10 protein-coding genes are annotated in these 15,662 nt (G+C 61.9%); 7 read left to right on the top strand and 3 right to left on the bottom strand.

Features of this window, described 5'->3' with window-relative positions:
* Nucleotides 1-270: 270 nt before the first annotated feature.
* Together BL8807_RS01565 and ettA are read right to left on the bottom strand one after the other, a co-directional pair.
* Nucleotides 271-1,176 carry an acyl-CoA thioesterase gene (locus tag BL8807_RS01565; RefSeq protein WP_072725642.1) on the bottom strand — a complete coding sequence of 302 codons (906 nt, stop codon included), beginning with the start codon at nucleotides 1,174-1,176 and terminating at the stop codon, nucleotides 271-273.
* Nucleotides 1,177-1,671: 495 nt separating this feature from the next.
* On the bottom strand, nucleotides 1,672-3,351 hold the full coding sequence (gene ettA, locus BL8807_RS01560; RefSeq protein ID WP_072725767.1) for an energy-dependent translational throttle protein EttA: 1,680 nt from the start codon (nucleotides 3,349-3,351) through the stop codon (nucleotides 1,672-1,674).
* A gap of 410 nt (nucleotides 3,352-3,761) precedes the next feature.
* Here ettA and BL8807_RS01555 point away from each other — a divergent pair, with 410 nt between their 5' ends.
* The 5 genes from BL8807_RS01555 (at nucleotide 3,762) to BL8807_RS01535 (ending at nucleotide 11,796) form a co-directional block, all read left to right on the top strand.
* On the top strand, nucleotides 3,762-5,399 hold the full coding sequence (locus tag BL8807_RS01555) for a DEAD/DEAH box helicase (protein ID WP_083570211.1): 1,638 nt from the start codon (nucleotides 3,762-3,764) through the stop codon (nucleotides 5,397-5,399).
* Nucleotides 5,400-5,814: 415 nt separating this feature from the next.
* A complete protein-coding gene (locus tag BL8807_RS01550) occupies nucleotides 5,815-6,591 on the top strand; it encodes a hypothetical protein (protein ID WP_072725646.1) in 777 nt (258 codons plus the stop codon).
* 643 nt (nucleotides 6,592-7,234) lie between these two features.
* On the top strand, nucleotides 7,235-8,581 hold the full coding sequence (gene xylA, locus BL8807_RS01545) for a xylose isomerase (RefSeq protein WP_072725648.1): 1,347 nt from the start codon (nucleotides 7,235-7,237) through the stop codon (nucleotides 8,579-8,581).
* A 246-nt stretch (nucleotides 8,582-8,827) separates the two neighbouring features.
* Nucleotides 8,828-10,549: a glycoside hydrolase family 43 protein gene (locus tag BL8807_RS01540; protein ID WP_072725651.1), complete on the top strand. Its 1,722-nt coding sequence runs from the start codon at nucleotides 8,828-8,830 to the stop codon at nucleotides 10,547-10,549.
* The gene (locus tag BL8807_RS01535; protein ID WP_072725653.1) at nucleotides 10,546-11,796 is read left to right on the top strand and encodes an MFS transporter; all 1,251 of its coding nucleotides are present in this window, start codon (nucleotides 10,546-10,548) and stop codon (nucleotides 11,794-11,796) included. The genes BL8807_RS01540 and BL8807_RS01535 overlap by 4 nt, the downstream gene beginning before the upstream one ends.
* Nucleotides 11,797-11,820: 24 nt before the next feature.
* Here BL8807_RS01535 and BL8807_RS01530 read toward each other — a convergent pair whose 3' ends face one another.
* Complete coding sequence (locus BL8807_RS01530) at nucleotides 11,821-12,849, bottom strand: LacI family DNA-binding transcriptional regulator (protein WP_072725655.1); 1,029 nt, start codon at nucleotides 12,847-12,849, stop codon at nucleotides 11,821-11,823.
* A 399-nt stretch (nucleotides 12,850-13,248) separates the two neighbouring features.
* Between BL8807_RS01530 and BL8807_RS01525 the strand changes: the two genes are divergently transcribed.
* Both BL8807_RS01525 and BL8807_RS01520 read left to right on the top strand, forming a co-directional pair.
* The gene (locus BL8807_RS01525) at nucleotides 13,249-14,526 is read left to right on the top strand and encodes an ABC transporter substrate-binding protein (protein ID WP_072725658.1); all 1,278 of its coding nucleotides are present in this window, start codon (nucleotides 13,249-13,251) and stop codon (nucleotides 14,524-14,526) included.
* Nucleotides 14,527-14,620: 94 nt separating this feature from the next.
* The gene (locus tag BL8807_RS01520; protein ID WP_072725660.1) at nucleotides 14,621-15,661 is read left to right on the top strand and encodes a carbohydrate ABC transporter permease; all 1,041 of its coding nucleotides are present in this window, start codon (nucleotides 14,621-14,623) and stop codon (nucleotides 15,659-15,661) included.
* The last annotated feature ends 1 nt before the right edge of the window (nucleotide 15,662 follow it).

Raw genomic sequence — 15,662 nt, 5'->3', positions numbered from 1 at the left:
GGGCGGGACAGCCGCTTCCCGAAAGGAACGGCGTCAGTCATCCTGGGGGTCACCGCCCGGACCGCCACCTTCAATTATCACCGGACAAACCGGCAATAACCATCATCAACGTCATCCTGAGCGGAGCGCAGCGGAGTCGAAGGATCTCACGCCGATTAGAGATCCTTCGACTCCGTCCTTCGGACTCCGCTCAGGATGACGGAATGATGGCTGGACTCCGCTTAGGATGGCATGAGGGCGGCTGGCTCCGCTCAGCACGACGAGTGGGTGTCACTTGTGCGGCACGCGGATCATGGCCTCCTGGGTCATGACCGCCACCAGTTCGCCGTCCTGCGCGTAGACCTTCGCCGTGCCCAGTCCGCGGCCGTGCGCGGCGGTCGGCGTGTCCTGCACGTATAGATGCCACTGGTTGATGTCGATGTCGCGGTACCACCACATCGAATGGTCGATCGAGGCGTAGGAGATGCCCGGCGTGGAGATGCTCAGTCCGGCGCGGCGCAGCACCGGCTCCATCATCACCTGATCGCATTCCATCGCGAGGATCGCGCGGTGCATCACCTGTGGCGCGTCCACCGTGCCATCCACCTTCATCCACACCATCTGCTTGCCGGAATCGCGTTTCGCGGACTCATTGTCGGCGCCCAGCATGATCGTGGGCGTCACATGGCGGATGTCGAACGGCGACTTCTGCGCGTAGTAGTTCGCGAACGGGGAATGTTCGGCGTACGGGGCCATGAGCTCCTTGGCGCTGGTCAGGGTTTCCGGCGCCGGCACGTCGGCGGGCATGGGGTCGGCGAATTCGACGCCGGACTGCCCGCTCTCCTGGAAGCTGGCGATCGCGGTGAGGATCGGCCCCTCGGCCTGCGTCACATTCACCCGTCTCGCGGAGAACGAGCGGCCGTCGCGCAGCGTTTCGACGTCGAACAGCAAGTCCTGACGGATGTCGCCGGCCGCGATGAAATAGCCGTGGATCGAATGCGGCAGGCGGCTCGGGGAGACGGTTTTCGCCGCGGCCATCATCGCCTGCGCGATCACCTGGCCGCCGTAGACGCGGCCGGTGGGGAAGTAGAGGCTTTCGCCGTTGATGTACGTGTGGTTGCGGTAATCGGAGGGCCTTCCCAACCGCAGCACGTTCACCAGATGGTCCAGAGGTGTGGTCGTGGCGGTATCGGTCATAATCTCCTCGATTCTTGGAGCGCGCTGGGAGCGCCGGTGGTGTGTTCAATCCTGCTGAGCAGTTTAGCGTCCGTAAGTAACCGTATTCGTCAGGGAATGTAACGAATCATCATAATCCGCCTCCCACGGCCGCTCCACCCCACCAGGCGTGCTGCCCCGCCCGCGCCTGTTTCCCGGCTTCGCCGTGCTTCCGTCACACGTACGCGTCGCGCCGGGAGCGCCGGTCCGTCGGATCCTGCGGCGCGTGAGGGATTTGCGGTCTTTTGCGGTTGGGACACGCTATGTGGTCGAATCCTGCGGTGTGTGCGGGTGGGACCGTTCATCGTGCCCAAAGACACCACCGCAGTCACGAATCCTACGGTGTGCGGGTGGGTCTGTGACGGGTGATGGATATGCAAAGGCCGTCGGAACGATGGTTCCGGCGGCCTGTTTTGCGGTTGAGTTTTTTTCGGCTCTCGGCTTATGGCTTATGGTCGAAAGCCGGTCGACCCAATATCAGACGCGGGTCAGCTTGCGGTGCAGGCGGTGCGGGCGGGACGCCTCCTCACCCAGACGCTCCACCTTGTTCTCCTGGTAGGACTGGAAGTTGCCCTCGAACCAGTACCAACGGGCCGGATTCTCGTCATCGCCCTCCCACGCGAGGATATGCGTGGCGACGCGGTCGAGGAACCAACGGTCGTGGGAGACGACCACGGCGCAGCCGGGGAACTGAATCAGCGCGTTCTCCAGGCTTTCCAGCGTCTCGACGTCCAGATCGTTGGTGGGCTCGTCGAGCAGCAGCAGGTTGCCGCCCTGCTTGAGGGTCAGGGCCAGATTCAGGCGGTTGCGCTCGCCGCCGGAGAGCACGCCTGTGAGCTTCTGCTGGTCGGAGCCCTTGAAACCGAAGCTCGCCACATAGGCGCGGGTCGGCACCTCGACGCCGGCGACCTCGATGAAGTCAAGACCGTCGGAGACGGCCTCCCACAGGTTCTTGTTCGGGTCGAGTCCGGCGCGGTTCTGGTCCACGTAGCTGATCTTCACGGTTTCGCCGACCTTCAGTTCGCCGCCGGAGAGCGGCTCCAGGCCGACGATCGTCTTGAACAGCGTGGACTTGCCCACGCCGTTGGGGCCGATCACGCCGACGATGCCGTTGCGCGGCAGCGTGAAGCTCAGATCGTCGATGAGCACGCGGTCTCCGAAGGCCTTGTGGATGTGGTTGGCTTCGAGCACCATGGAGCCCAGACGGGGGCCGGCCGGAATCTGAATCTCGGAGAAGTCGAGCTTCTTGTTGTTGCGCGCCTCCTGCTCCATCTGGTCGTAACGCTCCAGACGGGCCTTGTTCTTGGCCTGGCGGGCCTTGGGGGAGGAGCGCACCCAGTCGAGCTCGTCCTTCAGACGCTTGGCGAGCTTGGCGTCCTTGGCGCCCTGGATCTCCATACGCTTCGCCTTGGTTTCCAAATAGGTGGTGTAGTTGCCCTTGTAGGGGTAGAGGTGGCCGCGGTCGACCTCGCAGATCCACTCGGCCACATTGTCCATGAAGTAGCGGTCGTGGGTGACGGCGATGACGGCGCCCTTGTACTGGTGCAGGAACTGCTCCAGCCACAGGATCGACTCGGCGTCGAGGTGGTTGGTGGGCTCGTCGAGCAGCAGCAGGTCGGGGGCCTCGAGCAGCAGCTTGCACAGGGCCACGCGGCGGCGCTCGCCACCGGAGCACACGTTCACCGGGGTGTCCGGGTCGGGGCACTGCAGCGCGTCCATCGCCTGCTCGAGCTGGGAGTCGAGATCCCAGCCGTCCGCGGCGTCGATGTCGTTCTGCAGCTTGCCCATCTCATCCATCAGCGCGTCGAAGTCGGCGTCGGGATTCGCCATCTCCTCGCCGATCTCGTTGAAACGCGCCACCTTCTGGGCGATTTCGCCGAAGGCCATCTTGATGTTCTCGCCCACGGTTTTGGTGTCGTCCAGCGGCGGCTCCTGCTGCAGGATGCCGACCGTGAAGCCGGGGGTGAGGGAGGCCTCGCCGTTGCTCACGGTTTCGATGCCGGCCATGATCTTGAGCAGCGTGGACTTGCCCATGCCGTTGGGGCCCACCACGCCGATCTTCGCGCCCGGCAGGAAGCTCAGGGTCACGTCGTCGAGGATCACGCGGTCGCCGAAGGCCTTGCGCGCCTTGATCATCTGATATACGAATTCAGCCAACGTTGTTCCGTTCTCTTGGAATGGGTTTCGGTCATAAAACATCACCCATTATTCCTTGAGGGGTCTACGTGCCCGGATAGCCGAACGCCGGCACGCCCATGATGGGCCGACACACCGATGTCGAGCGGTGCTGAAAGAGTGAAGTGTCTGTTACGAAGCCGCAGGTGAAAAGAAGATACAAGTTAATCGGCTTCGAAGTCTGAAAGGCTATTGTGCCGAATTACCAATCCCATTCCAAGTCGTTTTCGCATGCCGGTTCACGTTCCGGCTCACGGTACGGATCGCGCTCCGGTGGATCCGGTTCTCGTTCGTATTCCAAGGATTTCTCCCGCGACCGTTCGCGTTCGCCGAAGGCGCGCGAGGATTTCTCCGCCGACTTCTCCAATAACGCCGCGACCGTTTCCGGCGATCTGAACGCCGCCGACGCCCCCGCGAAGACCTTCGCCGAGCTGGGCGTTCCCCAGCCGCTGGTGCGCGTGCTCGCCGCCGACGGCAAAACCACCGCGTTCCCCATCCAGGCCGACACTCTGGCCGATTCGCTGGCAGGCCGCGATCTGCTCGGCCGCGGCCGCACCGGCTCCGGCAAGACGCTCGCCTTCGCGATTCCGCTGGTCGCCCGTCTGAACGACGAGACCAGCGTGACCGAACTGGCCATGCAGGAATTCGAACAGCTGCGCAACATCAAAGACAACGACGCGCGCCGCAAGGCGATGCTGCCCCACCCCCGCGGCCTGGTGCTGGCACCGACCCGCGAACTGGTCAACCAGATCGACGAGGTGATCCGCCCGCTCGCCGACGCCTACGGCATGAGCACCGCCACCATCTACGGCGGCGTCAAATACAGCCGGCAGATCGCCGAACTGCGCGACGGCGCCGACATCATCGTCGCCTGCCCCGGCCGACTCGAGGATCTGCTGCGCCAGAACGCGCTCTCGCTCGAATCCGTGGAGATCACCGTGCTCGACGAGGCCGATGAGATGGCCGACATGGGCTTCCTGCCCGCGGTCACCCGCCTGCTCGAACAGGTGGACGCCGACGGACAGCGCATGCTGTTCTCCGCCACGCTCGACCACGGCGTCGACAAGGTGGTCAAGCGCTTCCTCACCGACGCGCGCGTGCATGCGGTCGACGACGCCGACGCGCAGGTCGACACCATGACCCATCACGTGTTCGCAGTATCCCAAGGCAACAAGCATGAGGTGATCCGCGAGCTCGCCTCCGGCAAGGGCAAGCGCATCCTGTTCACCCGCACCAAATTCCAAGCCAAGAACATGGCCAAGAAGCTCGTCGACCAGGGCATTCCCGCGGTCGACCTGCAGGGCAACCTCAACCAGAACCAGCGCGACCGCAATCTGGCCGCGTTCTCCAGCGGCGAGGTGCGCGTGCTGGTCGCCACTGACGTGGCCGCGCGCGGCATCGACGTGAGCGATGTGGAGATGGTGGTGCAGACCGAGCCGCCGGAGGATCCCAAGTCCTTCCTGCATCGTTCCGGCCGCACCGCGCGCGCCGGCGAGAAGGGCGACGTGGTCACGCTGGTTCTGCCGAACCAGGAACGCGGCACCCGTTCGATGATGCGCCGCGCCGGCATCCAGGTGCAATGCGAGACGATCACTCCGAACTCGCCGGTTCTCGAGGAGCTCGTCGGCGAGCATGCGCCGCTGGTGCATGGCTGGACGCTGAGCGTTCCGGTGGTCAATCCCTCCGCGGGGCGCTCGCGTCGACGCAAGGGATCCGGTTCGTACGGCAAGAACGCCGGCGGACAGTACCGCAAAACGTCCGGTTCCGAACGCAAGCGTTCCGCCGAGGGGCTGAGGCCGCGCGATGAGAAAGCCTCGGGCGGCAAGGTCGGCAAATACGACAACCGCAAGTCCACCGCAAGCACCGAGCAGCGCCGTGAAGGCAAGCGCTCGCAGCAGTGGAACGATTGGAACACCGACTCGCGTGGTTCGCGCGGCGAAAACGGGCGGGGCGGTCGTCGTTCCGCCGCCGGATTCCGCTCGTCGCGCTCTGGAAAGCGCGCCGCGGCACCCTTCCGCAGCGGTCGCTGATCGCATGCGCCCGCGTGTGAGCCGATTCCGGAATCCAGTACGCTGATCTTGGCTTGCGTGCGCGTCCGTGCGTGAGCCGATATCGCATTTCATGGCCGATGGCTTCCCGCCGTCGGCCTTTTGCTATAAGACGGGGCGGGGCCGGAGCGATGCCGCCCCCTGAGATTGCGTCGGTCTATTGCGGCAGGGGCGTCTTTCATACGGGGATTCCGGCAACGTGCTCACCATCAGACGTCGCGCCGGTCCATTGCGGCAGGGGCGTCTTTCATGGTGTGCATAACGGTGGAAAACGAAAAGTTATCCACCGCCGTCCCCAGCTTTTCGAGGGTGGTTGCGCCGGCTGGCGGAACCGCCTTATGGTGGCGGTCCGACGGACGGTAACGAAGCCGTCCGCACGTTCGGGAAGGGAACGACCATGACCATGTCCGTATGCGCCGATGCCATTGATTCCAGCCGTTCTGAGGATGCGCGGGCGGCGCTTCCCCCGACGATGACCCCACATGCCATAGCGGTGCTGTTCCAGCGCGCGGATCTTGCGTTGTATGGCGACGCTTGGCGTGATTTCCTGCTGTGGGCGAATATCGGTCCGGTCATCGGTTCGGACCATGGTGCCGATGGTGATGCCGCGTCGCGTATGCGGCGCGCGTTCGAGGAATGGTTCGCCTTCGATTGCGAGATCGACGAGCGGGGCAAGACGCCGTTCGACCTCGCCGCCCGCTACCGGTTCAACGTGACCCGCGACATCGATAGGAGCGAATACGCGAATCTGCGCCGCGTTTCGGCCTCGAACCGCGCGTCGTGGTTTCGGATATTGAGTGCCGAAGCCGTCCGTGGTGTGTTGATGTTGGAGGACCTCGCCTCGGATCAGCTTTATGAGGTGAGGGATCGTCGGCTGGCGGGCGAGCTTGATGGCGTGCGCGGCGGCTCGCTGGTCGCGCGGATCGCCATGTCCCATGGGGAGTGGCGTCTGGTGGGGGAGCCGTTGCATATGTCGCGTCGAGGGGAGGCTAACCGCGCGCATGTGCGGTTCTGCCAGTTGCTGAATGTGCGGCAGCCACGGTTCGCCGACTTGGTGCGCTTCTTCCACGGCCGGGACGCGGGCCGTCATGTGGGCTATGACGTGTTGCGCGACTACGAGCGCGCCCACGGCGTCGAAACCATCTGGGCCAAGCTTTCCCGCGGCCTGATGTGAGCGTGTGTCCTTACTGGCGTGCCGGTCCCGTTGCAGGTGTGCCGGTCTGTTACGGTGTGTGGTCCGTCACGGTGTGTGGTCCGTCACGGTGTGCGGTCCGTTACGGCATGCCGGTCCGTTACGGTGTGCGGTCCGCCACGGTGTGCCGGTCCGTTACGGTGTGCGATCCGTTACGGTATGTGGTCCGTTACGGCATGCCGGTCCGTTACGGTGTGCGGTCCGCCACGGTGTGCCGGTCAGTCACGGTATGTGGTCCATTACGGCATGAGGTCCGTCACGGCATGCGGTCCGATCATGAACGCGGTCCAATGCCGTGATGCCGTCGCGGTACCTCCTGACGTCGGACGTCGGAAAGTGCCGTGAAACATGTGATTCGACCGTGTTTCACGGTACATTCTGACGGGGGTAACGCGGTAGGGCTCGTGAAACATGTGATTCGGTCGTGTTTCACGGCACATTCCGACGGGGGTGGCGTGTCGGTCAGTACGTGTCATCGTGGACTTCGCGATGGCGTGAATCCCAATGATTGCAAGGCGACACGCGTGACACACGCGAGTAAATTAAATCATTTGACAAACTAAGTTAGCCCGTTTTATTATGTACTCGTAAGTTCCAGCAACCACTACTGCAAAGGAGCGCCCAAATGGGTCTGTGGGATATCGACAAGATTGAGTACGTCGGCCGCGAGCAGGGTCCGCAGGAAGGCCTCGCCTTCCACTATTACGACGCCGAGAAGGTCGTTGCCGGCAAGAAGATGAAGGATTGGATGCGCTTCGGCGTCGCTTGGTGGCACACCTTCGACCAGGAGCTGGTCGATCCGTTCGGCACCGGCACCTCGCATCGTCCGTGGTACGGCAAGTACTCCAACCCGATGGACGAGGCGCTCGCCAAGGTGGACTACGCCTTCGAGTTCTTCACCAAGCTCGGCGCCGAGTTCTTCTGCTTCCATGATCGCGACATCGCCCCCGAAGGCGACACTCTGCGCGAGACCAACGCCAACCTCGACAAGGTTGTGGACAAGATCGAGGAGAACATGAAGTCCACCGGCGTCAAGCTGCTGTGGAACACCTCCTCCCTGTTCACCAACCCGCGCTTCGTCTCCGGCGCCTCCACCTCGCCGTTCGCCGACATCTACGCCTACTCCGGCGGCCAGCTGAAGCACTCCCTCGAAATCGCCAAGCGTCTGGGTGCCGAGAACTACGTGTTCTGGGGCGGCCGCGAAGGCTACGAGAACCTGTGGAACACGCAGATGCAGCGCGAGCAGGCCCACATGGCCCAGTTCTTCCACATGTGCCATGAGTACGCCAAGGAGATCGGCCTGGACGCCCAGTTCCTGATCGAGCCGAAGGCCAAGGAACCCACGATGCACCAGTACGACTTCGATGCCGCCACCGCCATCGCCTTCCTGAAGACCTACGACATCGACTTCATGAAGCTCAACCTCGAGGGCAACCACGCCAACCTGGCCGGCCACACCTACCAGCACGAGATCCGCACCGCCCGTGAGGCCGGCGTGCTCGGCTCGCTGGATGCCAACCAGGGTGACAAGCTCATCGGCTGGGATATGGATGAGTTCCCGACCGACCTGTACGAGACCACCACCGTGATGTGGGAGGTGCTCGACGAGGGCTCCATCGGCCCCAAGGGCGGCCTGAACTTCGACGCCAAGCCGCGTCGTACCTCCTTCTACGCCGAGGATCTGTTCCGCTCGCACATCGCCGGCATGGACACCTTCGCCGCCGGTCTGCTGATCGCCGACAAGATGCACCAGGACAAGTTCATCCAGAACCTGCAGGCCGAGCGCTACAGCTCCTACGACTCCGGCATCGGCAAGGACATCGACGAGGGCAAGGTCACCCTGGCCGACCTCGAGGCTTACAGCCTCGACAAGCCGCAGTCCGAGCTCATCGCCGCGACCAAGTCCGACCACCTCGAGTCCGTCAAGGCCACGATCAACAACTACATGCTCGAAACCCTTGCTAATGCCTGAGTTTTGGGCGATGATCGCAGTGTGAAGCTGTGGTCGAGCTGATAACTGAACAGCCGGTCGGCGAACAATGGGTGGTTCGTCGACCGGCGCACATTCTTCCATCTCCTTCTTTCCTTCCAAACCGGAAAACCGTCCGTAGCCTTAGCTGCGGGCGGTTTTCCAGTATTGGGGCTTCGAAACTTTCAATCTGCGACCTCGCGCGATGTCGCGCGAAGGGACTCCATGCACCTTGCCAAGGCGGGATATATGAGCGACACCATGACCTTCTCCAATCCGATTCTGACCGGCATGTATCCCGATCCCAGCTGGATGTGGGACAAGGCGAGAGACGAGGTTCTTCTGGTCAACTCGTCGTTCGAACTCGCGCCCGGACTGCCGATCCACGCCTCGTCCGATCTGGCGCATTGGCATCTCGTCTCGCACGCGGTCGACGAGACGATGGCCGATCGTCTGCTGCTTGGCTTTATGGAGGATTCCGGCGGTGTATATGCCCCAACCCTGCGGCATATCGGCGGCAAATATGTGATTGCATGCACCGTCGCCCGCCTGAGTCGCGACGCCGCCGCCAAGGCCGGAGTACCGCAGGCGGTGCTGGATGAGGTTCAATCCGCGCAAGGCAACTTCATCATCACCTCGGACACGGTGGAAGGGCCGTGGGAAGGACCGTATTGGGTCACCGGCGCGGAAGGCATCGATCCGGACGTATTCGAGGACATCGACGGCACAGTATGGTGGACGCAGACGCGTCCCGCATTGCATCCCCGGTGGGAGGGGCAGACCGAGGTCTGGGCGCAGCGCATCGATCCTGAAACATGGCGGCTGGAGGAGAGCTCCGACTCGCATGGCAACTACGGCAAAATCGTGATCTGGCGAGGTTATGGAATCGAGGCTGTGTGGGCCGAAGGACCGCATCTGTATCGCATCGGCGATTATCTGTATCTGATGACGGCCGAAGGCGGCACCAGTTTCGACCATAGCGAGATGATGATGCGCGTGCACGCGCCTGAAGGATTCGCCTCCGCGCTGCACGCATTCCGTGACGATGCGAACGGGGGCGCGGCGGTGTGGGCCGATGCCGGGCGCGACGACGAGCGTTCCGCGGTCGGTGAATACCATCGACTATTCCATCCCGACAAGAAGAACCCCTTCCTCACTCATAGGCACTTGGGCCTGTCCGAGTCGGTGCAATGCGTCGGCCATGCCGATCTGTTGCATCATCCCGAGTTCGGCTGGTGGCTCACCTGCTTGGGTGTGCGTCAGACCGCGGGAGAGGACGAAAGGGAGCTGCTGAGCTACTTCGGCCGGGAGACTTTCGTGGCTCCGGTGGAGTGGCGGCATGATCCGGCGAACTGGAAACTCTCCGCCGGAGGCGATCCGTCAGCGGGCCGCGATGCCAGCGATCCGGGATGGCCGGTGCTTGCGAATGGAACCGGCCGTCTGCCGCAGACCATGGAGATTCCAGGGAGCTGTCCGTCTCCAACAGAGGGAGACCGTGCGGGGGAAGTCCACGTGGTCCCCTCGGCAATCAGTGAGACGCTGACCATCGGCAAGGCTCCCGGCAAACGGTTCGTGCGCGTGAACGACTATGACTACACCGCGATGCGTCGCGTCTCGCGCGATGCCGACTCGCCACTAATGCTGTTCCAGGATTCACGGAACCATGTTCTCATCCATATTGAGGATGGGATGCTGCATTGCGAGACGCTATCCGCCGGCGTAAGCACCGCGACCTCGTATAAGATGTCGAAAGATGCGGCGTGGATTGGTGTTCGGCTGTATGGCAACATGGTGTCGTGCCTCACCGCCTCGGAAGATTCCGGCTCGGAGTTCGGCTTCGCCTGCCCGTCGTTGCCGATGCGTGTGGGGCAGGGCCTGCCGCACAACGCCACCGTGCTCACCTCCTTCGATGCGAGATTCCTCAGCACCGAGTGGTCGGGCGGTTTCGTGGGCTGCATGGTCGGAGTATGAACAGGTCCGTCACGCAACAGCATGTCGAAGCGAACGTCGGCCGGCCATCCGTTCGGTTCACCGCCTCGCTGGTAATCGGCCCGGCCTGCTGGCTGATGCCTCATCAAGGGGCGATTGCGACGCTGCTTCCGCAACGCGTAGGCGACATCGCTCCGGCTGATAAAGTGCCGCTGATGATGGTGTTCTCATCCACGGCGATGATTGTGGCGTTGCTGTCGAATATCGTGCTGGGCGCATGTTCCGACCGCACGCGCTCGCGGTTCGGCAAACGGCGGCCATGGATCGTTTCCTGTTCGGTGCTGTCTTGTTTGGTGTTGCTCGCGTTCGCGCGAAGTTCCACCATCGCCGGCATGTTGGTGACGTGGTGTTTGTATGAGCTGGTGGTTAATGGGGTCGCGGCCGCGATGATCGCCCAGATGTCTGATCGTGTGCCTGAACGATGGCGCGGCACGGCATCGTCGGCGTATGGCATCGGACAGATGGCGGGATCTCAATTGGGTGTGTTGATGAGCGCGCAGTTCCTAGGCGATGTGCGGCTGGGGCTTGATTTTCTGGCTATGATCGCGCTGGTTGGCGGGTTGTGCGCCGCGTGGCTGGCGGGGGAGCCGGGGAATGCGGACGAACCCCGTGAATCGTTGGGGTTGCGTGGTGTGCTGCGCGTGTTGATGTTCCCCATGTCCAATGCGTCGGATTTCTACAAGGTGCTTGCCGGACGTTTCGCGATGGTCATCGCTTCGAATATGGCCAGCGGATACATGCTGTATGTGATGCAGGATTATTTGGGATTGGACCGTGCGGGGGCGGCCGCGTTGCTGTCGTTGAACTCGGCGCTGATGCTGGTGATCGGGCTGGTGTGCTGCGTGGCGGCGGGGCCTGTGGCGGACCGCTTGGGACATACCCGCTCGCTGGCCGTTGCGACTATGGTGGTGGTCGCGGTCGGCATCATCGTGCCGTTCCTGATTCCCACGCCTGTTGGTTTGGTGGCCTTCGCATGCATCGTCGGAGTGGGGCAGGGGGCGAATTCGGCGTTGGTGCAGACCATAAGTTTGCAGGCTTTGCCGGATCCTAGCGCCGCCGCCAAAGACTTGGGATTTTTGAACCTCGCCAACACCTTGGGCGGTGTTTGTGGGTCCTTGCTCGGTGCCGCAGTGATCGGCCGGTTCGGATACGCCTATGTGTTCGTGTTCGGCGCGTTGTGCGCTCTGGCGTCGGCAGTGTGTTTTCGCACCGTGCGGTGCGGCGCGTGATTGCGTGCTCAGTCGTTCGGTCTCTCAGTCGTTCAGCGCCCGCGTGCTGTTGCGGACGATCAGACTGGTGGGCAGAATCACGCTTGACGGCGTCTCGCCGCGCGTGGCCTGTATCAGCATGCGCGTGGCGGCACCCGCCATCTCTTGCAGCGGCTGGCGGACGGTGGTGAGCGACGGTCCCATGAACGCGGCGGTCTGCACGTCGTCGAACCCGACGACGGAAAGATCCTCGGGAATGCGCAACCCGAGCTGTCTGGCGGCTTCGTAGACGCCCATGGCCTGAAGGTCATTGCCTGCGAATACGGCGGTGGGACGGGTGTTGGGGTTCTCCAGCATCGCCATGGCCTGCGCGTATCCGCTCGGCGTGGTGAAATCCCCCTCGGTGACCAACGTCGGATCCGCGGGTATGCCCTTCTCCGCCAGTGCGGACGAGTAGCCGTCCAGACGGGCGCGCGAACACATCATATAGTCCGGGCCCGTGATGATGCCGATGCGGGTATGTCCTAAGGACAGCAGATGGCGTGTCGCGATCACGCCTCCGGTCCAATTGTCTGCCTGCACCGACAGACTGTCGGCGGAGGGGTCTCCGGAAGGGTCGAACACCACGAAGGGGATGTTGCGGGCCTTGAGTTTGGTGCGTTCCGTTTTGGATAGATTGGAGAACACGAGGATCGCGCCGAGCGGTTGGCGACGAAGTACGCCGTCGAGCCATGAGGGGTCGGGGTGTTGTTTGGTGCCGCCTTCGGTGACGGTGACGCTGAGGTCGTGCTGCTTGGCCTCGGCGATGACGCCGCGGAGGACATCCAGAGCCCAGACCGTTTCGAAGTCCTCGAACACCACTTCAATCAGCCGCTGTTGTTTGGGGGTAGTGGGACGCCGGGTGTAGCCGCTGTCGCGCAATGCGGCGTCGATGGCCTGCCGGGTGGTTTCGGAGACGTCCGCGCGTCCATTGAGGGCCTTGGATACCGTGGCCAGGGAATACCCGGTCTGTTCGGCGATGTCGCTGAGTCGTACTGATCGACGACGGGCGTCGCGAGGTGCGCTGGTTGACATGGATGTTCCTTCTCTAGCTGGATGGGGTATATCATACATCGAAAGTTTCGATTTTTGCAAACATGAGGTTTTCGTGTCGTGTTTGTCAGAAAAAGGTGTCCAAAAACGTTGAGAAATCAGCATTTCTACGTCATTGTTTTGAGATGAGTAATTAATTTGACGGTTGTACTAAATGGATATATTCTTAAGGATATCGAAAACAAAGTAGAAGTTTTCGAAAAAGTGAAATAAATTTCGGAGGTGGTTAAGCGAAAACCTAGTGGTTCCACGGTGGGAACTCTTCTGGGGATTCGTTGAAGGCAATGTTTCAGCATTCCCGTCTTCGAAAATTTTGCGTCACTGGGTAAATGGATTTCATGGCGAGACATAGTCGGCATGAAACAAGGTAAGGAGTAGACGATGAAGTTGAAGTCTCTGGCGGCCGCCGCTCTCATAGCAGCCACAGTGGTGAGCTTGGGTGCCTGCGGCAGCTCGAATGGCGCTAGCGATGATCAGGCCATCACGTTCTGGCATAATGCCACCTCCGGTGATGGCAAGCAGTATTGGGAGGATCTTGCCGCAGCCTTCGAAGAGGAGAATCCTGGCGTTACGGTCAATATCGAGGCGATCCAGAACGAGGATTACGAAGGCAAGCTGACCACCGCCATGCAGGATCTGTCCTCGGGCCCGGACGTGTATATGTCCCTTGGCGGCGCGAAAACCCAGGACATGGTCAACGCCGGCCAGGCGATGGACCTTACGGATAAGCTTTCGGACACCGTGACCACCCAGATGGCTTCGGCGTTGTCGTCCAGTACGTATGACGGCAAGGTCTACGATGTGCCGGTCACGGTCCAGCCCGGCGGCATCTGGTACTCGAAGGATCTGTTCGAGCAGGCGGGCATCACGGAGGTCCCCACCACATTCGAAGAGCTTAAGGAGGCCTGCCTGAAGCTGAAGGAGGCGGGCATCGCGGCCATCGCGCTCGGTGCCAAGGACGCCTGGCCGGCCGCGCACTGGTACTACTGGCTGTCTCTGCGCGAGTGCTCGTCCGACGCGTACGCCGCCGGTACCGAAAATCAGGATTTCTCCGATGCGTGCTGGGTGAAGGCCGGCGAGGATCTGCAGGAACTTGCCGATTTGGATGTGTTCAACGAAGGCTATCTGACCACCACCGCCCAGCAGGGCGCCAGCTCCTCCGCAGGTTTGCTGGCGAACCACCAGGCCGCCATGGAACTGATGGGCACGTGGGAGCCCGGTGTGGTCAAGGATCTGACCGAAGACGGTGAGGCGATGGAGGATTTGGGATTCTTCGCGTTCCCCTCGGTCGACGGCGGCGAAGGTGAGGACGGCGCGCTGATGGGTGCCGCCACCGGATTCTCCGTCAATCCCGAATCCGGCGACATCGCCGTCGACTTCGTGAACTTCATGGCCGAGAAGGAATGGCAGGAGAAGTACGCGACCGCCTTCTCCACCATCCCCGCCTCCGAAGAGGCCCGCGAGGCCGTCACCGATGAGAACCTGCTGCAGATCATTGAATATCTCAACGATTCCTCCGAGATGCAGCTGTGGATGGACGCCGCGCTCGGCAGCAACATCGGCAACGCTCTGAACACGGGAGTCGTCAACCTGCTGTCCGGACAAGGCTCCGCCGAAGACATCGTGACCGCGATGGAAGACGCCGCCGCGAAGGGCTGATCGCTCTGAATGAGACTCATGTGATGGGATGGCGGGAACCATCCCATCACATGGCAATCCAACCTTGTACATAATGATGTCTGATGGAGCAACAATGACCAATACAGCTGCAGCGAAAAAACGGTGGGGGCTGTCGCGCAACACTTCACGACCCAACGATGGCAAACTCCGTCGCTATGCGGAAATCACCGTTCTTTCGGCGCCGGCGATTCTGCTGTTCGTCTGTTTCGTGATCCTGCCTCTTCTCTTTGGCGCCTATTACGGCTTCTACAAGTGGAAGGGATTCGGGCAGCCTTCGGAAACCGGTGAATTCGTAGGGCTGCAGAACTACATCACCGCTCTGACCGACGCCAGCTTCCAGAAGGCGGTGCTTCATACCTTCGAAGTCGTCATCGGTTCGCTGGTGATCCAAGCGCCGCTCGCCATCCTGTTCGCGCTTCTGCTGAATCAGAAATTCAAAGGACGCGGCCTGATCCGCACGCTGATCTTCGTTCCCTACGTGGTGTCCGAGGTCATCGTCGGAACCGGTTGGAGTCTGTTGCTGCAGAAAACCGGTGCCGTGAATGAGCTGTTGGGCTATCTGGGCATCGAGGGGCCGGACTGGCTGGCCGACCCCAATCTGGCGATGATCACGCTGCTGTTGCTCATCAGTTGGAAGTACATCGGTTTCGCGGTCATTCTGATGCTGGCCGGCATGCAGTCGATTCCGGAGGAATTGTATGAGGCCGCGAAAGTCGACGGCGCGAGCTTCTGGCAGATGCAATGGCGTATCACCCTGCCGCTGCTGGCTCCGACGCTGCGCATCTGGGTGTTCCTGTCCATGATCGGTTCGCTGCAGCTGTTCGATCTCGTGTACATCATTTGGGGCAGCTTCATCTCGGAGACCGCAGGTGTGTCCACCATGGCCACCTACATGGTGCGTCAGGGGCGCGACTCCGGCAACTACGGATACGGCTCCGCCGTCGCGATCATCATCTTCCTGATCTCCCTGGTGATCGCATTGCTGTATCAGCGGTTTGTGCTTAACCGTGATCTCGACGGCGCCCTTGAGCAGAAGCAGCAGAAGAAACGTGCCGCGAAGCGCGCGAAGGAAGAAGCTCGCCGCCAGGCCGTCACGATGAATGAGGTGAAATAAC

This window comes from Bifidobacterium lemurum (genome assembly GCF_014898175.1).
Lineage (GTDB): Bacteria > Actinomycetota > Actinomycetes > Actinomycetales > Bifidobacteriaceae > Bifidobacterium > Bifidobacterium lemurum.
Note: the sequence above shows the minus strand (reverse complement) of the source record. Positions and strands in the feature narration are given on the sequence as shown.